The sequence below is a fragment of the Actinomycetospora sp. CA-053990 genome (assembly GCF_050948445.1).
GTDB lineage: Bacteria > Actinomycetota > Actinomycetes > Mycobacteriales > Pseudonocardiaceae > Actinomycetospora > Actinomycetospora callitridis.
Map to the genome: position 1 here is coordinate 5,309,611 of NZ_CP192043.1, position 17,455 is coordinate 5,327,065.

Here is a 17,455-nt window from a genome sequence, read left to right on the forward strand (position 1 = left end):
CGGGTTGAGCTCCGGGCTGGGGCGCGCCGGTCCTGCGAGGGATCAGCTTCCGGCACCGGACCCGTTCGATCCCGGCGGGGTGTGGCCGTTCGTGGACGGCACCGCCGTGGTGTGACCGTTGCTGCCGCTCGGCGCGCCCGCGGAGGCGACCTCGCCTCCCGTGGTGGTGCTGTCCTCGGCAGGGCCGGCCGTGGTCGTGGCCCGCGTGGCGCGGCGGCGGGGGCGCGGCGCCGGGGTCTCGGTCGTCGGCGGGTCGTCCGCGTTCTCGCCGGTCGTGCCGTCAGCGGCTGGAGTCGGCTCCGTGGTCGGCGGGGGCGCCGCGGCGGCGCGCTTCGCCGTGGTGCGCTTGGCGGGCGTCTTCTTGGGCGGCGTGCCGCCGTCGGCAGCGGGCTCGGTGGCCGTGTTGCGGCTGCGGACGCGGACCGTGGGGTGGTCGGTCGGCGCTGCGTCGCCCGTCGCGTCCTCGCCGGTGCTCGGCCCTGTGGTCGACGCGGTCGTCGATCCCGTGGTGCGGGTCCGGCTGGTGGTCGAGCGGGCGCGGGACGGACGCTTCGGCGCGGCCGGTGGGCCCTCGGCGTCGGAGGTGGTCGCGGTGGTCCGGCGCGGCCGCTTGGGCTTCGGAGCGGGCTCCGGGGTGGGCTCGGGCGCGGTCTCCGGCACGGGCTCGGGGATCGTCTCCTCGACCACCGGGGCGGGCTCCGCCGCCGGCGCCGGGGTGCTCGACGGCCCGGCGGGCAGGGCCAGCACGGGACGGCGGCCGCCGAGGGCGTCGCGGACGTCGACGGCCCACGTCAGGACCGCGCCGAGCACGACGGCGCCCGCGAGGCCGAGCGCGGAGGCCGCGACGTCGACGTCGTCGGGACGCGTGCTGCCGCGGCGGCAGACGAGCACCACGCCGTCGGCGTACCGGGCGATGTCGACGGCGTCCGCGGCGTCGGTGACCGGCGGGGTGTCGACGAGCACGTGGTCGTAGCGCTCGCGCAGCGTCTGCAGCAGGGACACCAGGCGCGGGCCGACGACGAGCTCGCTCGGACGCGACCCGGGCGAACCGGCGGTGACGACGTCGAAGCCACCCCGCGACCAGCGCTGGATCGCCGCCCCGGGCTCGAGGCGCTGCTCGAGGACCTCGCGGAGCCCCACCTGCCCGTCGAGGGACAGCGTGGTGGCGAGCGACGGGCTGCGCAGGTCGGCGTCGACAAGCACCACCGAATCGCCGGACGCGGCGAACGCCACGGCGAGGTCGACGGCCGTCGTCGAGGTGCCCTGGTCGGACCCGGTACCGGTGAGCACGAGGCAGCGGCGCTCGCCGGCCACCGAGCGCAGGCTCGCGCGGGTCCGGCGGTAGGACTCGGCGCGGGCGCGCTGGCGGCGGGCCCGGCGGCCACCGGCGCCGACCGACGGCTCGGAGAGCAGCGCGGGGTGCTTCGGGGGGCGGCGCAGGGCGGGGACGGTGCCGAGCACGGGCGCGCCGAGCCGCTCGCTGAGCGTCTCCGAGGAGTCGATCGCGTCCCGCAGGGCCCGGCGGGCCAGCGCCACGCCGATACCGACGACGAGGCCCACGAGCAGCGCGACCGCGAAGAGGATCGTCGTCCGCGGACCGGACGGCTCGTCGGGCGTGGTCGGCGGGAGGATCACCTCCGCCGTGGCGATCGGCCGGTTCACCGCTCCCCCGGTCGACTCGATGGTGCCGACCAGGCGCGTGAACGCCGTGGCCACCGCGCCGGCCACGAGCCGGGCCTGGTCGGGAGAGCGCTCGGTGACGTCGAGGGACAGCACCACGGTCTCGGTGACCGAGCTCGCGCTGATCGCGCCCTGGATCTCGTCGGGGGTCGGACTGCCGCCGAGCAGTGCGGACGCGTCGATCGCGACCCGCTGCCCCTGCAGCAGTTCGGTGTAGGACTTCACGCGCTCGGTGGAGAGCTGGGCGCCCGAGTAGGCGTCCGTGGACGACGACTCCTGCTGCGCCGACGCCACGTAGAACACGGCGGACGACGTGTACGTCCGGGGCAGGAGGAGGTCGAGCAGCACCGCGCCGAGCAGGCACAGCACCAGCACACCGGCGATGAGCTTCCGGTCCTCGCGCAGGACGGTCCAGTACTCGCGGGCGCTCATGGTCGGTCTCCTCCGAGGGCCGCCACGGGTTCGGGCGGGATGGGCGGGGCGTGATCGGGGGCGCTGGTGGCCGGGCGGCCGACCCACCAGCGGTGCCATCGAGCGAGGGCGGGTGCGCCGGCCTCGGCGCGTTCGGCGGCGGTGAGGCCCTCGGCCGCACAGGCGACGGCGACGAGCGCGAACGCCCAGGTCGACGCGGCCGCGGGCTGGGAGAGCAGGAGCGTCAGGAAGACGACGAGGGCGACGGGCACCGCCCGGCCGACGGGCTCCGCACCCCGCCCCGGGGCGACGAACGCGGGGACGAGGACCGCCAGCGAGACCAGGACGACGAAAGGCAGGCCGTTGACGGCGACGTCGGCGATGAGGTTGATGCCCGCCTGCTTCTCCGTGCCGAGCCCGCCCCACGGCGACTCGCTCAGCGCGCGGACACCCGCGGCGGTGGCGTCCTGGCGCTCGGCGAGCGAGGTCTCGTTCGACGTCTGCTTCGCGCTCAGCCCGAGCACGGGCGCGTAGAGCGCCACCCAGGCGGCGCCCGCGATCGCGCCCAGCCCGCCGATCTGGCGCAGGAATCCGCGCAGGGCGACGCCGCCGCGCGGGCGCAGGAACAGGTCGAGGGCGAGCACGACGACGAAGACGCCGAAGCCGGCGGTGGACAGCGTGCCGGCGAGCCCCGCGAGGAGGAGCACCTTCACCCAGCGCGCGCGGTAGCCGACGGCGTCGGCGAGGAACCATGCCGCGGCGCAGGACATGGCCATCCAGCCCGACTCGCGGCCGAACCCCGTCAGCCGGGGCACGTCGATCCCGAAGACCTCGGAGGTCGAGTAGCTGATCGTGAACGGGAAGTACACCGGTTGTGGCCCGACCGCGCCGACGGGCACGGACGCGATCTGCCCGGCCCCCAGGCCGGCGACCGCCCAGACCAGCGCGGTGACGACCCACGAGGCGCACACCAGGACGACGACGATCACGAAGCCGCGCCCCACCGCACGCCGCGTCCGCGGGTCGGCCAGCACGACGGCGAACGCGACCAGCGAACCGATCGTCAGCACGAAGTCCTGGAAGAGGTCGCGGACGCGGTCCGGGGCGAAGGCCGTCGCGCCGTGCCCGACCATCCACAGGTAGGCGACGGCCAGCACGCCGACGACCAGCGGGACCGCCGGGACGGGGCGGGCGGGCACCCGCTCCCGGCGCAGCAGCGCGGCGACGCCGGCCAGCACGGCGAGGGCACACCCGGCCAGCGCGGTGAACTCGCCGAACACGCCGGGACGCAGCAGCGGGAGCGTCAGCAGGACCAGCCCGGCGGGCACCAGCGCAGGGAGGGTCGGCGCGGTCAGCGAGCCCCACAGGGTCCGCGTCCGCGCCGTCATCCTCGTCCCCCTGGCTCGTCGAGGCTCGCTCGTCCGTTCAGCGTAGTCAGGAGGGTATCGATCGGGTCAACGGCGTCCTCGAGCAGGGTTGCGGATCTCACTCTCGGTCGCCGAGTAGCCCGCCGACGAAGTCCTCCGTGCCGAGGTCGGCCCCGGCCTTGCGGGCAGCGGCCATGTACTCCTCACGGTCGGCGAGCAGGCGGACGAGGGCGCCGGCCACGTCGGCCGGGTCGTCGACACGGGCCTTCACCCCGCAGCCGGTGGTGTCCAGGACCGTCGCGATCCACCCCCGATCGGGCCCGAGCACCGGGACGCCCCGGGCGCAGGACTCGGCGACGATGCCGCTCGGGGCATCGTTGTCGTGCAGGACGGCGGCGACGTCCAGCGAGCGCAGCGCGGCGTCGAACTCGGCGTCGTCGAGGAGACGGTCGTCGACGGCCAGGCGGCCCTCGGCGCGCAGCTGCGCCGCGTCGGGATGGGTGGCGAGGACCTCCCGCACGTCGGGCTCGCAGCGTCCGGCGAGGACGACGTCGACCTCCGGGCGCTCGACGCACGCACGCAGGAGCACCGGCACGTGCTTGCGGGCGCTGATCACCCCGAGGATGCCGACGCGCACGCGGTCACCGGTCCTCGGCGGATCGAGGGGCTCGGTCGGCGGCGTGACCGGATCACGGACCGGGGTCACCCCGGGGAAGCCGGGCCGCCGGGTGACGACGCCGAAGGCGTCGGTGAGGAAGTGCACCCGCACCCCGGGCAGCCGGCGCAACGCCGCCACGAGCGCCGGCTTGAGCACCATGCCGAGGGTCGCGCGCTCGGGCCCGCCCGGCAGGGCGGTGCGCATGAGCAGCAGCGTGATGCGGGGCCGGCGCGGGCGGGCGCGGCCGAGCGCACCCCGCACCACCGCCCGCAACAGAGGGCGGACCGCCTTGTCGCCGTCGGGGACGACGAGGTGGCCGACCCCGCGATCGGTCGCGGTGGTCAGGGCCTCGCGCAGGGCGACGTCGTGGTCGTCGGCACTCACGACCACCGTCTCCGTCTCGGTGCGGCCCAGGTGATGGGCGAACTCCGAGGAGGCGGCGACCCACGGAGACACGATGAGGATCCGTTCGCCGCGCGGGAGCGCCTCGACCAGGTGACGCACGTACTGCAGACGGTGGCCGTCCGGCGCCAACTCGAGCACCGCAGTAGGCCGAACGTGATGCATATTGCTCCAACCTGACGGACGCCGACTGCCGTGGCTACGTTACGCACGCTGGCGGCCCGTGAGGTGAGGTGTTGATGGAGATCGCGTGGCTCACCGACGCGCAGGCTCCTTATCGCGAACCGCTCTTCGCGGAGCTCGCGCGGCGCAGCGACCTGACGGTGCACGTCCTCTTCGAGGAGGAGCCGGAGCGGCACTTCCGCTACCGGCCCCACCCCGGATACGCGTCGGCCCTCGTGCCCTGCTGGCAGATCCCCCGGAAGGGCCCGCTGGCGAGCCTCGACTCGTACCAGGCGATCCTGCGGCCGGGCGCCACGCGCCCCGTGCTCGACGCCGACGTGATCGTGATCCCGACATGGGCGCAGCTGGCCAGCGCCTGGACGATGGTGCGCGCGGTCCGCCGCGGCGTTCCCTACGTGATCTTCTCCGAGAGCACGCTGACCAGCCGCCGCTTCTCGAGCGGGCCCGTCGACGGCGTCCGGCGGTGGCTGTTCACGCACGCCGGCGCGGTGGTCGTCCCCGGCCCCGCCGCGCGCGAGGCCTCGATCGCGTCCGGCGTCGCCCCGGAGCGCATCGTCGAGTCGGTCAACTCGGTCGACCTCGGGCTGTTCGGCGACCGACCGCGCGAGCTGCGGGCGCGCGCCGGCGAGACGACCGGACCCGGCGCGGAGGCGCACCGCTACGTCTACGTCGGCCAGCTCATCGCGCGGAAGAACGTGGGCGCGCTGATCGAGGCGTTCGCTCGCCTCGACGGCCGCCCGGAGCTCGACGTCGTCGGTGACGGGGCGGAGCTCCCGGCCCTGCGGCAGTCGGCGTGGGACCTGGGCGTGGCCGACCGCGTGCGCTTCCGCGGCTTCCTCGACGAGGACGGCGTGGTGGCGATCCTGGCGACAGCACAGACCCTCGTCCTGCCCTCGCTCGAGGAGGTCTACGGCTTCACGCCGCTGGAGGCGCGCGTCGCCGGACTGCAGGTGGTGGTGTCCGAGAAGGCCGGGATCGCCGACAACCTCCGCGACGTCGACGGCGCCTGGATCGTGCCGCCGGACGTCGACGGCCTGGCCCGGGGACTCGAGGGCTCGCGCCGGGCGTGGACCGGGTGGGCGACGGACGTGCCCACCGACTCGGCCTCCCCCGAGCGCTCCGCCGACGATGTCCTCACCGCCGCCAAGATCGCCTCAGGTGGCGCTGCGCGCACGTGAGTGTTCCGGCGACCCGGAACACTCACGTGGCGACGCCGTTGAGGACGTTGCCGGCCACGACGACGGTGCCGGTACCGCGGAGCGCGAAGGTGTCGGCGACGTCCGGTCCGTCGACGCGGTTGCCGGTGATCGCGCCGGCGGGCACGCCGTCGAACGCCACGGCACGGATCCCGGCGCCGCAGCGCATCACGTTGTCCGCGACGACGACCTCGGTCGGCGGGTCCAGCGGCCGACCACCCGCGGTCAGGCCCTCGCCTCCCGGCAGCGCCCCGACCAGCGGGATCGGCCGCGTGTTCATCGTCGCGTCGTGGCGGTTGGCGCGGACGGTCACGCGACGGGCGCCGGCGATGATCTGCACGTGGGCGAACTCCTGGAGCCCGCAGGCCGTGAAGGTGTTGCCCTCGACGAGCACGTCGGTGGAGAAGTCCTCGACGTGCACGGCCTCCATCCGGTAGCGCTCCACCGTGCAGCCGCGCACCACGACGTCGGCGCAGTAGGCGATGCCGACCGCGAAGCCCGGGGAGTCGTTGTCGCGGAAGGTGCAGCCCTCCACGCGCACGTCGCGGAACGAGCCGAAGGGGCTGTTGAACTCGAGGTCGGTGTTGGCGTTGCGCACGAACGAGCTGCCCCGGACCACCGTCCGCTGGGTCACCGCGCGCGACTGATTCGCTTGGTAGAGCCCATAGGTGGTCGTCGCGACGGCGGTGTCGGTGATCGCGAGGTCGGTGCTCGTGCCGTCGGCCGTACCGAACTGCAGGCCGTGGGCGAACGTCGTCAGGGCGTCGGTGTGTCCCACGAGCGCCGAGCGCGACAGCCGGAACCCATCGGCCCGGCCGAGGCGCACGAGCACGGTGTCGACGTCCACGAGGCGCTCGAGGACGAGCCCGTCGAGCGTCACCCCCGGCGCGTCGACGAGCAGCCCGACCAGGGCGTCGCGCAGACCCGGCCCCGGCTCCGGCCGCAGGAACGACCGGCCCGGCTCCCCCGCGACGACCACGCCGGGCGGCACGCGCAGGGGCTCGCCCAGCACGAGCCGGTAGGTCCCGGCGGGCACCGCGACGGTGCTCGGCCCGGCGGACGCCTGCTGCAGCGCTGCCCGGAAGGCCGCGGCGTCGTCGGCGCGCCCGTCGCCCCGGGCGCCGAGGGCCCGGACGTCGACGACCGGCCCCTGCCGCAACGGGGCCCCGCCCGGCGTGGGCACGTCGCCCGGGATGCCGGGGACGGGCGGGGCGGCGGCGCCCGCGCAGGCCGCCGGCGCGGCCGCGGCCACCAACCCGGTGGCGGCGGCGAGCCTCAGCGCCCCGCGGCGCGACCACGCCCGGCCCGAGTCGATCACGGCGCCAGTATGCCGACGAGACCCGGCCGGGTGGGTCTTCCGCATTCCCTCGCGCGGCGCGTAACGACGGCCCCGGGCCCGCCGACAGAGCAGCGAGACGTTCGAGGACGACGGGGGTTGCCTGCGATGACGATGATCCTGACGGCCGTGGCCGGCGCGACGGCCGGTGCGGCGGCGTGGCTGATCGCCCCCTGGGCGAGCATGGCCGTCCACGGCACCGTCGACGAGCGGACCTGGGCCGCGCAGCGCTGACGGCGCTCGGTCGCCGTCCGGGCCTCACAGTTCGGTCTCGTCCGCCCCGCGGGGCGACGCCCTCCCCCACGATGCTCACAGCACGTGGTGTGCGAGGTCTCCGGGGGGAGTGCCGACGATGGCGAAGCGCGGACGGGGAACGGCGGTGGCCGCCGGGCTCCTGGTCGGGGCGGCACTGGGATGGGCGCTCGCGCCCGTCGTCGACATGGCGCGACACGGCACGCTCGACCAGCAGAAGGTGCGGGCCTGGCGCGAGACCCGGCCGCGAGTCGTTCCACCTTGTGACGAGCTGAGCGTCCCGGCACCCCGCAGGGGCGCCGGGACGTCGGCCACCACACCGGTCGCTAGGGCTTGAGCACCCGCGCGCGCTCGACGCCGGCGGCGTCCATCTCGTGGAACTCCATGCGCCGCCGGCCCGCGAGCCTCTTCTCGACGCGGTCGACGTAGGGCAGGAAGCCCGCCCGCTCGCAGCCCTTGAGGCTCGCGATGTTGTCGGTGCCGACGAAGGTGACGACGTAGCGCGCCCCGAGGTCGGTGGCCTTCTCCGCGATCAGCGACATGCCGGCGCTCATGATCCGCTTGCCCTGGTGGCGCACCGGCGTGAACGCGCCCTCGAGCAGCGCCTCGTCGGGGCCGAGCACGGGGAAGATGCCGTGGAAGAACGACTGCACGTCGTCGTTGTCCTCGGCGGAGAACAGCCACTGCACGTAGCAGGGCTCGTCGTCGGAGTTGACCGCGACGTAGGGGCTCCCGATGCCCTGGTCCAGGAGGCGACCGCGGGTCTGCCGCTCCCAGCGCTCGGCGGTGTCGACCTCGGCGTGGGTGTCGAGGATGTGCTCGACGTCGTCGTCGCGCATGGCGCGCACCGAGATCGGGATCTTCGCGACGGGCGTCTCGTGCGGGACCGCGAGGTCCCGCTTGAGCCCGTAGGAGTGTGACGTCGACAGCGCCCGCTTGCCGACGGAGCGCATCGTCGGGATGAAGGTCCCCGACTCCAGCGTCGTCCTGGCGAACCGGGCGTAGCGCGTGAGCGTCGTGCCGGCGCTCGAGTTGTCCTGCACAGCGAAGTCCTCACCATTGGGGAATCGGCCATGGTCGCCGATCGCTCTCGTCCGAGCGACCACCACCCGGGGTGAGACGCGCACTCGAACGGAGGGTTCGCTCCCCGACCACTGATGTCACCCGATCAGGGGACAGATCGAGCCGGTTGCCGTGATCGAGCTAACGATCCGTGTCGATCAGACGACAATGGATCGAGCGCCGGCGGGGAGCCGGCTCAGCACCCTCGGGGGGTCCCATGTCCAAGCACTCGGCTCCGCAGCAGCCCGGCCGCGGCACCGGCGACCCCGTCGTGCTGATCCGCCCGGTCGCCCTGAGCGCCGCGGATTACCTCGGTCGCCTGCGCACCGCCGCGACGACCCTGGTGCCGGTCACGGTGCGGGGCCGGCACTCGCGGGGCTGACCCGCCCGGACCGTCAGGCCGGCAGCCCCGTGCCCGCGTGCTCCGTCCCCGCGTGCTCCGTCCCCGCGTAGAGGGGACCCGCGTCGTTGACGGCCAGCAGCAGCGGCACCGACCCGCTGGTGTCGATGCGGCACACCGCGGCGTCGACGAGGAACATCCGCCACGCGATCTCGATGCCGACCCCGAGGGCCCAGCTGATCGCCGCCTTGATGGGCGAGACGTGGCTGACCACCACCACCTCGCCCTCCGCCGCCTCCGCCGCGAGGTCGACGCACGCGGCGGCCACGCGGTCCCGCACCGCCACGAGCGACTCGCCGCCCGCCGGCACGTGCTCCGGGTCGGAGCGCCAGGCCTGCCAGGCGTCGCCGTCCAGGGCCGTCATGGGCTGGCCGTCGAGCTCGCCGTAGTCCATCTCGGTCCACCGCGTGTCGACCTCCACCGGGACCTCGGCGCCGAGGAGTGCCGCGGTCTCGCGGGCCCGGACGAGCGGGCTGGTGACCAGGCGCGTGGGCCGCGGGAGCCCCGCGGCGAGGGCGCGGGCCTGCCGCCGTCCGGTCTCGGTGAGCGGCGGGTCGGCCCGCCCGCACATCAGCCCGCGGGCGTTGGCCTCACTCTGACCATGGCGGACGAGGGTGAGCACCTACGCCACGGTAGTGCCGCCGGAGCGGCCGTCCGGCGCGCATTCGGGCGACGGGCAGCGTCCGCGAGCAGCACCAGGGCGCCCGGGGCGCACGAGATCAGGGCGAGGACGCCGTAGACGACGGCCGTCGCGAGCCCCTCGCCCGGGGCGAGGCCGACGGCGGCGAAGGCGACGGCCGCGACCGCCTCCCGCGGGCCCCAGCCGCCGACCGTCAGGGGCACCGACATCGCCAGGAGCGCCACGGTGACGAGCGGGAGCAGCTGGCCGAGGGGTGCGGTGACCCCGGCGGTGCGGGCGGCGACGACGAACAGCGCGAGCAGCCCGGCGAGCGCCACCAGCGACAGCAGGACGACGGCGGGCGCGGTGCGCCAGCGGCCGAGGCCCTCGCGGACGTCGCGCATCGCCGCGACGAACCCGACGCGCCACCGCGCCGCGCGCCGCGCGGTCCAGAGCCAGCCGACGACGCCGGCGACGAGGAGGACGACGCCGGCCGCGACGAAGCCGAGCCCGGGGCCGACGACGGCGTGCACCACGGCGGGCTGGGCGAACAGCACGGCGGCGCCGACGGCGACGACCACCACCTGGCCGGCGACGCGCTCGATCACCACGGCCCGCGCGCCGCGCCCGTCGCCGGGTCGGTGGTGGCGCACGGCGCGGTGCACGTCGCCGAGCACGCCGGCGGGCAGCAGCGAGTTGAGCAGCGTCGCGCGGTACGCGTCGGCGGTCGCCTCGCCCAGCGGCAGCGTCAGCCCGACGCCGCGGGCGACGACGCACCAGCGGGCGGCACCGGCGACGGTGGTGAGCGCGCCGAGCAGGAGCGCGGCGGCGACCACGGGCCCGGAGATCCCGGCGAGCGCCTCGACCACGCCACCGGCGCCCAGGCGCACGACGAGCAGGACGGGGAGGCCGAGGCCGACGACGAGCCGGATCACCGTGCCGAGGCTAGACATCCGGCGGGGCACGGGGATCGCCTTCGGAGAATGAGGGGCAGCGTTCTCGGGGCTGCTGCGGGGCGAGGGGACGTCGGTCGTCGCTGTCCGGGTCGGGAGTGGGGGCGAGCAGGTCACGGGCGCAGGGAGCGGCACGTCGAATCAGTCCAGTGGGGAGCTGGGGAGCGGGTGGTCCGGGGTCGTGCGGGGTCGGGTCAGTGGGGGCAGTGGGGTCAGGGCAGGGCCAGCAGGTCGAGGTGGCCGACGTGGACGCGCAGCCGGCCCTGCTCGGCGGCCTCGAGGCGTCGGTCGAGATAGGCGTCGGCGTGCCGCGCGAGGTCGGGGTCCTGCGCCACGGCCGCCGACACCCAGCCGTGCAGCCAAGCGACGGCGAGATCGACGTCGTCGAGCCCGAGCTGCCAGGGGCTGACCCGGGAGACGACGTGAGCGCCGCGGCGGGCGAAGGCCCGTTCCGCGACGGCCGGGGCGGAGGGGCCGAGCAGCCGGCGGCCGTCGACGACCCGCTGCTGGTGGGCGTCGAAGGCCGCGGCCATGGGGACGTCGCGTGCCTCCGCGGGCTCGAGGCGGACCTGGCCGACGACGCTGAGCGTCAGCAGCGCCGCGCACCCGGCGCCGACGCACGCGGCGGCGACGGCCTCGACCTCCTCGGCGGTGAGCACGTCGAGCAGGGCCGACGCAGTGACGAGGTCGATCCCGGCGAGGTCGTCGGCGGTGAGCGTGGTGACGTCGACCGCGCGGGTCTCGGCGGTCACGGGCGAGCCGTCGCGGGCCCGGTCGGGGAGGTTCGCGGCGGCGTGGACGAGCAGGTCGGGGTCGCGGTCGGCGAGCACCCAGTGCTGCGGGCCGGGCAGGCGGGGCGCGAGCCAGCGCGCCATCGACCCGGTGCCGGAGCCGAGGTCGAGGATCCGGCCGACGGCGGGGTGACCCGCGCGGAGGTCCTCGACGAGGTCGATCGCGCGGGCCTCGGCGTCGGCGGGCTCGCGCAGGGCGAGCCAGTCGGGCGCCGCGGGGGCTCCGGGCCGGGAGTGGCCCGGGGCGGGGTGGCGGGGGCCGGGGAGCTCCCCGCTCAGCTCGGGGCGCGCAGATCCGCCAGCGCCTGCTGCACCCGTCGCGAGGTCTGCGTCCACGTCGAAAGAGTGCAATGCCGAGATCTCGCTGAGATCCGTCGCCCATTGCGATGCGCCTCATCGGCGAACCAGCGGTGTAGTCCTGCGACGAGTGCGGGAACATCCTCAGCGGAAACTAAGATTCCGGCCCCGTTGAGGGTCTCGGGCAGTCCGCCGGTGTCGCTCGCCATCACGGGGATGCCCCGCGCGAGCGCCTCGGTCACCACCATCCCGTACGTCTCGACCCGCGAGGGCGCGACGAGGAGATCGGTGGCGTCCCAGGTCCTGTCCAGTGCAACGCCCGAGAGGGGCCCGGGGTGACGGATCCGGTCGCCCAGACCGTGCCGGGCGATGCTGGCACGCAGGTCGGCGACGAAGGCGGGGGCGCGCCGGGTGGGGCCGACGAGGTCGAGGGTCCACGGGTGCTCCGGTAGCGCGGCCAGCGCCTCGACGAGCAGGTCCTGCCCCTTGGTGGGCGTGACGGCGCCGAGGCAGAGCAGGCGGTGCACGCCGTCGGTCCCGGCGGCGAGCGGGGCGGGGTCGACGCCGGGGACGGCGACGACGACGTCGGCGAGGCCGTGCCGCTCGTGGAGCCGCCGCGCCGCCCAGGGACTCGTCGCCACCACGGTCCCGGCGGCGCGCAGTACCGCGCCCTCGCCGGCGTCGAGGTCGGGCGCCTCCTCGCCGAGGGGCAGGTGCACGAGCACCGCGAGCGGACGGCGCGCGGCGTGCGGGACGACGATCTCCGGCACCCCGCACGCCACCAGACCGTCGAGCAGCACCGGGCCATCGCCGTCGGCGAGCACCGCGTCGAGCTCCCGGCGCGCCGCGTCGTCCGGTCGAGGCCAGGCGCCCGCGACCTGGACGTCGCGCACGGCCGCGCCGTCGGCCCGCAGCCCCTCGACGACCCGCGCGTCGTAGACGTCACCCCCGCTGACGAGGGCGGGGTCCGCGGGAGGCCGCACGACCGTGAGCGTCACGGGGCCCAGGATTCCGTGCCGGGGGCGCCTACGGTGCCGGTGTGGCCGATCCGTCCGCTCTCCCGCCCCTGGCCGCCGAGGACCACGTGTGCGCGCCCTGCGGCTGGCGCTTCGCCGAGGTGTCGCTCGAAGAGGCGGCGGCGGTCGCGGCGTCGGTGCCGGACCGCGTGCGGGCCGCGGTGACGGCGATCCCGCCGGACCGGCGTCACGGCCGGCCGCGCGAGGACGTGTGGTCGGTCGCGGAGTACGTGTGTCACCTGCGCGACGTGGCGATGGCCTTCACGATCCGGCTGCACCGGGCGCGGACCGAGGACCGGCCGGCCCTGGAGCCGGTCTACAACGACCTGCGTGTGCGCCGCTTCCGCTACGACCGCCACGACGTCGCGGCGGTGCTCGACGAGCTCGACCTCGTGACGCCCGGCCTGCTCGACGAGGTCGCGCGCTACGACGTCGCCGGCTGGGACCGGACCGTCACCCGGCTGCCCCACGAGGAGCGGACCGCCCGGTGGCTGCTGCGCCAGGCCGCCCACGAGGGCGTCCACCACGTCGCCGACATCGCGGGGTGCGCTCCGCGCATGTGAGCACTTTCGCGTGCTGGAGCACGCGAAAGTGCTCACATGGGGCGCAGCCCCACCTCACTGCGGCGGACCCGGCGGCGGGGTGGGGCGGCCCGACGAGGTCGTCACCGTCACCGTCTGCCCCTCGACACCCCCGCCGAGCGGGTTCTCCCCCACGACCGTCCCCGCCGGCGCGCGGCTGTCGACGGTCGTCGTCGCGACCGCGAAGCCGGCGTTCCGCAGCGCCGCCGTCGCCTGGTCGGCGAGATCGCCGATCACCGACGGGATCGTCGTCAGCCGCCCGCCGGTGACGAACCGCGGGTCGGGCGTGGGCAACGGCTGGACCGGACTGTTCCCGAGGATCGGCGTCATGGCGCGGTACCAGGTCTGGGCCGGTGTGGTCCCGCCGAAGAGGTTGCCCGTCGCGCACGACGTCGGGGGCGCGCCGGTGCAGATCGGGCGCGGCGACGACGAGTCGTCGAACGTGATCGCCGCCGCCGCGAGCGACGGTGTCGCGGCGACGAACGCGCCCGACTCCGAGGTCTGGGTGGTGCCGGTCTTCGCGGCGGTCGGCCGGTTCCAGCCGGCCGCGGTCGCGGCGGCGGCCGAGGTCCCGCCGGGCTGGTCGTCCTTCGACAGTCCGGTCATCTCGGTGTCCGCCAGGGGTCCCGGCACCGCCTGCTCGCATCCCGCCCGGTGCACCGGCACCGGCGCGCCGGCCGCGTCCGTCACCGATGTGACGGGGCTGGGCGGGCACCAGACGCCGTGGCTCGCGAGCGTCGCGCCGACGTTGGCGAGCTCGAGCGAGCTGGTCGGCGCGACGCCGAGCGTGAACGACGCCTGGTTCTGCGCCGTGACCGTGTCCGCGATCGACGGCAGCCCCGGTCCGGGCGACTCGGCGAGCGACCGCATCCCCAGCCGGACCGCCATGTCGACCACCGGCGCGATCCCGGTGGTCTCCTCGAGCTTGACGAAGGCGGTGTTCGGCGACTGCGCGAGGGCGTCCTGCAGGGTCATCTGCGGCGGGTAGTCGCCGTCGTTGGACACGACGAAGCCCGGGGTCAGCGGCGAGGCGTAGCCGTTGCCGGGCACCGGGATGACGGTGTCGATCCCCCCGCCCTGCGCGAGGTACGCGGACGACGTGAAGATCTTGTAGACCGACCCCGCCCCGAGGTTCTCGGGTGTGCCGGGCAGGTCGTATGTGGTCTGCTGCTGCGACGCGTCGAGCCCGTAGCCGCGGTTGGCGACCATCGCGGTGACACGGTGGGCGTCCGCTCCCGGCGCGACGATCGAGAGCACGTCGGCGACGTGCGGCTGGGTCGGGGGCACCTCGGCGTCGACGGCCGCCTTGGCCTGCTCCGTGGCGGCGCGGTTCATCGTCGTGTGCACGGTGTAGCCGCCGCGGCGCAGCTCGTCGGCGCTGATCCCGCTGCGGGCGAGGTCGTCGAGGACGTACGAGCAGAAGAACCCCGCATCGCCCGCGCCGAGGCAGCCCTCCGTGGGGCCGTGCAGCGCAGGATCGACACCGAGGGGCGCCGCGGCGGCCTCGGCGGCCTGCGCGGGGGTGATGTCGCCCTGCTGCGCCATCTGATCGATCACCACGTTGCGCCGGGCCACCGCGGCCGCGGGGTGGCGCACCGGGTCGTCCTGGGCCGGGCTCTGCACCATCCCGGCCAGGAGCGCGGCCTGCGGCACGGTGAGGCGGTCCGCCGTCGTGTCGAAGTAGGTCCGGGCGGCGGCCTGGACCCCGAAGGCCTGGTTCCCGAACGAGACGACGTCGAGGTACCAGGTGAGGATCTGGTCCTTGGGCACGCCGTGGTCGAGCTGCTCGGCGACCTCGGCCTCGCGGACCTTCCGACCGAGGTCCGGCGCCGTCGCCCGGAGCTGCTGCGCGGGTGTCCGCGCCGCGACGTACTCGTCGTAGTTCTTGACGTACTGCTCGGTGAGCGTCGAGGCGCCCTGGGTCGCGCCGCCGGTGCTGTTGTTGACGAGCGCCCGCACCACGCCGCGGGCGTCGAGCCCGGACTCCACGAAGAAGCGGCGGTCCTCGATCGCGACGATCGCCGCCTTCATGGCCGTCGAGATCCGGTCCGACGCCACGACCTGGCGGTCCTGGTCGTAGAGGTAGGCGATCGGCGCGCCGGCGTCGTCGGTGATCGTCGTGACCGAGGGCATCTGCCCGGTCAGCACGCCGGGCGTCGTCGCCTCCACACCGCCGATGGCCTGCCCCGCGAGGTGCCCGAGCCCGCCGACGACGGGGTAGGCGAGGCCGGCGAGCAGCAGGCCGCCGATCACCCCGATCCCCAGGAGCCGCGATCCGAGGGCCACCGATCTCCGCACGGAGGTCCATCATCCGCCGACCGTCTGAGGCGGACGTGAGCGCGCGCTCGTCACCCGATCGAGTGGGCGGAAAGCGCGCCGCCGATGCGTCGACCGTCCTGGTGCGGGTTACCCGGCAGGCGACCGACGCCGTGGGCTCCCCCATGACGATCGCCCGGGACGCCGTCGTGAGACGGTCCCCGCCGATCCACCACGGCCGACCGTCGCCCCCGACGACTTGGAGTCCCCGATGGCCCGGCACCGCCGGACGTCCGACCGTGCCCGCACCGCGCGAGCGGTCCTCGCACCGATCGGACTGGCCGCCGTCAGCGCCGTGGGGGCCTCACCCCTCGCGCTGGCCGCACCCGCCGCACCCGCCGCTCCCACCCCGACGACCGTGGGTCAGGGTGACGCCGTCCCCTGCACCGACACGGCCGACGTCTGCGTCGACCTCAGCCAGAACAAGGCGTGGCTCGCCGACGACGGCGTCGCCACCGGTGACGCCATGACGATCACGTCCGGCTCGCCCGCGGACCCGACGCCCACCGGGACGACGACGGTGCAGCGCAAGGAGCGCCACCACGTCAGCCAGGAGAACCGGGACGCGCCGATGCCGTACTCGATCTTCTTCGACGACGAGGGCCGGGCGTTCCACAGCGGCGACACGGCCGGCACGTCGCACGGGTGCATCCACCTCGAGGTCGAGGACGCCCGCGCGGTGTTCGCGGCCCTCGACATCGGCGACGAGGTGCAGATCCGGCCCTGAGTCGCCGATGCGTCTACGAGAGCGTCAGCTCGTAGCCGGCCGACGCCACGTGGGACTCGTGCAGCGTCACGGTGATCCCCGCGAGGCTCCGGCCGCCGTCGCCGAGGCTCCCGTCGCGCGCCCGGTCGGCGAGGCGCTCGGCGATGACCTTCGCGAGGTACTCGGTGGTGGTGTTGACGCCCGCGAAGTCGGGGTGCTCGTCGAGGTTGCGGTAGGTGAGGTCCGCGAGGGCCGTGTGCAGCTCCTCGGTGGCCCGGCCGATGTCGACGACGATGTTGTCGGCGTCGAGCTCGGCCCGCCGGAACGTCGCGTCGACGACGAACGTCGCGCCGTGCAGTGCCTGCGCCGGTCCGAACACCGCCCCGGTGAAGCTGTGAGCGATCATGATGTGGTCGCGGACGGTGACGGCGAACATGCGGACTCCTCGTCGACGGGTACGCGCCCCATCAGATCAGCCCGCTCAGATCAGCGCGGCGACCACCGCGACGGTCACGCCCACGGCGAGCACGGTGAGGAAGAGCCAGAGGTCGCCGAGCAGGCGTGCGCGCCAGGAGGCGTCGGGCGACGACGGCGCGGCGACCGGCAGGGAACGGACCTCCGGCGCCGGCGCGTCCGGGATGCGAGAGACCACGCGCACGGGTCGGGCGACGCGACCCGTGGCGGGTGCCGACGAGGTGGTCACGGACATGACGGTCTCCCGAGGACGGAACGACGGAGGGTAGCGATGACGCCGCCCTGCCTGGTGCTCACCGACACAGGGAACCTGGCTACGTGACTGTAGGCAACGTCGATGTCGTCAAACGGACCGGGGTTGGGCCGAACCGGTGACGACGCTCGACGCACCGTCGCCGACGCGTCACTCCCGCCGGGCCGGGGGCGACTAGCTGCCGCAACCCCCGCCGCAGCAGCCGCCACCGCCGCCGCCGCCGGGGGGCGAGGCCATGGCCCGCGGCGTCCCGGTCGGCTGGGCCGTCCGGGCCTTGCCGCCGAGGCCGACGGTGTTCAGCAGCTTCACCGTGTCGTCGTGACCGGTGGGGCAGGGGGCGGGGTCGCTCGCCGCGCTCATCGGCCGGTCGACCTCGAAGGTCGACGCGCAGGTCCGGCAGCGGAACTCGTAGCGCGGCATGGACCGCAGCCTACGAACGGGGAGTTCGTTCGCATAGAAGCTCGGCGAACATCCAACTCAGCACGCCGATAGGGTTCGCTGC

The 17,455-nt window shown here is 75.1% G+C and carries 18 protein-coding genes; 5 read left to right on the forward strand and 13 right to left on the reverse strand.

Translation table 11 applies throughout. From position 1 onward, the window contains the following. Nucleotides 1–42: 42 nt before the first annotated feature. The 3 genes from ACQPYN_RS27100 to ACQPYN_RS27110 all read right to left on the reverse strand — a co-directional run bounded on the left by ACQPYN_RS27100 (nucleotide 43) and on the right by ACQPYN_RS27110 (nucleotide 4,659). Nucleotides 43–2,112: a Wzz/FepE/Etk N-terminal domain-containing protein gene (locus ACQPYN_RS27100; protein WP_433029661.1), complete on the reverse strand. Its 2,070-nt coding sequence runs from the start codon at nucleotides 2,110–2,112 to the stop codon at nucleotides 43–45. Then, nucleotides 2,109–3,479, reverse strand: a complete 1,371-nt coding sequence (locus tag ACQPYN_RS27105) for a hypothetical protein (RefSeq protein WP_433029663.1) — start codon at nucleotides 3,477–3,479, stop codon at nucleotides 2,109–2,111. Before ACQPYN_RS27105 ends, ACQPYN_RS27100 begins: the two co-directional genes overlap by 4 nt. Before the next feature lie 97 nt (nucleotides 3,480–3,576). Then, complete coding sequence (locus ACQPYN_RS27110) at nucleotides 3,577–4,659, reverse strand: hypothetical protein (RefSeq protein ID WP_433029665.1); 1,083 nt, start codon at nucleotides 4,657–4,659, stop codon at nucleotides 3,577–3,579. A gap of 98 nt (nucleotides 4,660–4,757) precedes the next feature. On the opposite strand from ACQPYN_RS27110, the gene ACQPYN_RS27115 reads away from it, so the two are divergent. Continuing rightward, nucleotides 4,758–5,879 (forward strand): glycosyltransferase, encoded by a 1,122-nt coding sequence (locus ACQPYN_RS27115; protein WP_433029667.1) that lies wholly within the window; start codon nucleotides 4,758–4,760, stop codon nucleotides 5,877–5,879. A 22-nt stretch (nucleotides 5,880–5,901) separates the two neighbouring features. On the opposite strand, the gene ACQPYN_RS27120 is transcribed toward ACQPYN_RS27115, so the two are convergent. Next, nucleotides 5,902–7,215 carry a glycosyl hydrolase family 28-related protein gene (locus ACQPYN_RS27120; RefSeq protein WP_433029669.1) on the reverse strand — a complete coding sequence of 438 codons (1,314 nt, stop codon included), beginning with the start codon at nucleotides 7,213–7,215 and terminating at the stop codon, nucleotides 5,902–5,904. A gap of 126 nt (nucleotides 7,216–7,341) precedes the next feature. On the opposite strand from ACQPYN_RS27120, the gene ACQPYN_RS27125 reads away from it, so the two are divergent. Continuing rightward, nucleotides 7,342–7,467 (forward strand): hypothetical protein, encoded by a 126-nt coding sequence (locus ACQPYN_RS27125; RefSeq protein WP_274194126.1) that lies wholly within the window; start codon nucleotides 7,342–7,344, stop codon nucleotides 7,465–7,467. 344 nt (nucleotides 7,468–7,811) lie between these two features. Here ACQPYN_RS27125 and ACQPYN_RS27130 read toward each other — a convergent pair whose 3' ends face one another. Next, nucleotides 7,812–8,528, reverse strand: coding sequence for a GNAT family N-acetyltransferase (locus ACQPYN_RS27130; protein ID WP_433029672.1), 717 nt, complete (start codon nucleotides 8,526–8,528; stop codon nucleotides 7,812–7,814). A 236-nt stretch (nucleotides 8,529–8,764) separates the two neighbouring features. Here ACQPYN_RS27130 and ACQPYN_RS27135 point away from each other — a divergent pair, with 236 nt between their 5' ends. Beyond that, nucleotides 8,765–8,929 carry a hypothetical protein gene (locus ACQPYN_RS27135; RefSeq protein WP_433029674.1) on the forward strand — a complete coding sequence of 55 codons (165 nt, stop codon included), beginning with the start codon at nucleotides 8,765–8,767 and terminating at the stop codon, nucleotides 8,927–8,929. A 13-nt stretch (nucleotides 8,930–8,942) separates the two neighbouring features. On the opposite strand, the gene ACQPYN_RS27140 is transcribed toward ACQPYN_RS27135, so the two are convergent. From ACQPYN_RS27140 to ACQPYN_RS27155, 4 genes are all read right to left on the reverse strand, one after another. Then, nucleotides 8,943–9,569, reverse strand: coding sequence for a histidine phosphatase family protein (locus tag ACQPYN_RS27140; RefSeq protein ID WP_433029676.1), 627 nt, complete (start codon nucleotides 9,567–9,569; stop codon nucleotides 8,943–8,945). Continuing rightward, entirely contained in the window at nucleotides 9,518–10,501 is a 984-nt protein-coding gene (locus tag ACQPYN_RS27145) for a lysylphosphatidylglycerol synthase transmembrane domain-containing protein (protein WP_433029678.1), read from the reverse strand. The genes ACQPYN_RS27140 and ACQPYN_RS27145 overlap by 52 nt, the downstream gene beginning before the upstream one ends. 230 nt (nucleotides 10,502–10,731) lie before the next feature. Next, the gene (locus ACQPYN_RS27150) at nucleotides 10,732–11,646 is read right to left on the reverse strand and encodes a methyltransferase domain-containing protein (RefSeq protein ID WP_433029680.1); all 915 of its coding nucleotides are present in this window, start codon (nucleotides 11,644–11,646) and stop codon (nucleotides 10,732–10,734) included. Continuing rightward, nucleotides 11,586–12,605 carry a glycosyltransferase family 4 protein gene (locus tag ACQPYN_RS27155; RefSeq protein ID WP_433029682.1) on the reverse strand — a complete coding sequence of 340 codons (1,020 nt, stop codon included), beginning with the start codon at nucleotides 12,603–12,605 and terminating at the stop codon, nucleotides 11,586–11,588. Before ACQPYN_RS27155 ends, ACQPYN_RS27150 begins: the two co-directional genes overlap by 61 nt. A gap of 41 nt (nucleotides 12,606–12,646) precedes the next feature. Between ACQPYN_RS27155 and ACQPYN_RS27160 the strand changes: the two genes are divergently transcribed. Next, nucleotides 12,647–13,186, forward strand: coding sequence for a DinB family protein (locus tag ACQPYN_RS27160; protein ID WP_433029684.1), 540 nt, complete (start codon nucleotides 12,647–12,649; stop codon nucleotides 13,184–13,186). A 54-nt stretch (nucleotides 13,187–13,240) separates the two neighbouring features. On the opposite strand, the gene ACQPYN_RS27165 is transcribed toward ACQPYN_RS27160, so the two are convergent. Continuing rightward, complete coding sequence (locus ACQPYN_RS27165; RefSeq protein WP_433029686.1) at nucleotides 13,241–15,490, reverse strand: transglycosylase domain-containing protein; 2,250 nt, start codon at nucleotides 15,488–15,490, stop codon at nucleotides 13,241–13,243. Between the two features lie 325 nt (nucleotides 15,491–15,815). Between ACQPYN_RS27165 and ACQPYN_RS27170 the strand changes: the two genes are divergently transcribed. Further along, nucleotides 15,816–16,247 (forward strand): L,D-transpeptidase, encoded by a 432-nt coding sequence (locus ACQPYN_RS27170; RefSeq protein ID WP_433029688.1) that lies wholly within the window; start codon nucleotides 15,816–15,818, stop codon nucleotides 16,245–16,247. Between the two features lie 13 nt (nucleotides 16,248–16,260). Here the strand turns inward: ACQPYN_RS27170 and ACQPYN_RS27175 are convergent, their stop codons facing one another. The 3 genes from ACQPYN_RS27175 to ACQPYN_RS27185 form a co-directional block, all read right to left on the reverse strand. Further along, entirely contained in the window at nucleotides 16,261–16,662 is a 402-nt protein-coding gene (locus ACQPYN_RS27175) for a 6-pyruvoyl trahydropterin synthase family protein (RefSeq protein ID WP_433029690.1), read from the reverse strand. 45 nt (nucleotides 16,663–16,707) lie between these two features. Next, on the reverse strand, nucleotides 16,708–16,935 hold the full coding sequence (locus tag ACQPYN_RS27180; RefSeq protein ID WP_433029692.1) for a hypothetical protein: 228 nt from the start codon (nucleotides 16,933–16,935) through the stop codon (nucleotides 16,708–16,710). A 192-nt stretch (nucleotides 16,936–17,127) separates the two neighbouring features. After that, the gene (locus tag ACQPYN_RS27185) at nucleotides 17,128–17,373 is read right to left on the reverse strand and encodes an FmdB family zinc ribbon protein (protein WP_433029694.1); all 246 of its coding nucleotides are present in this window, start codon (nucleotides 17,371–17,373) and stop codon (nucleotides 17,128–17,130) included. Nucleotides 17,374–17,455: the final 82 nt, after the last annotated feature.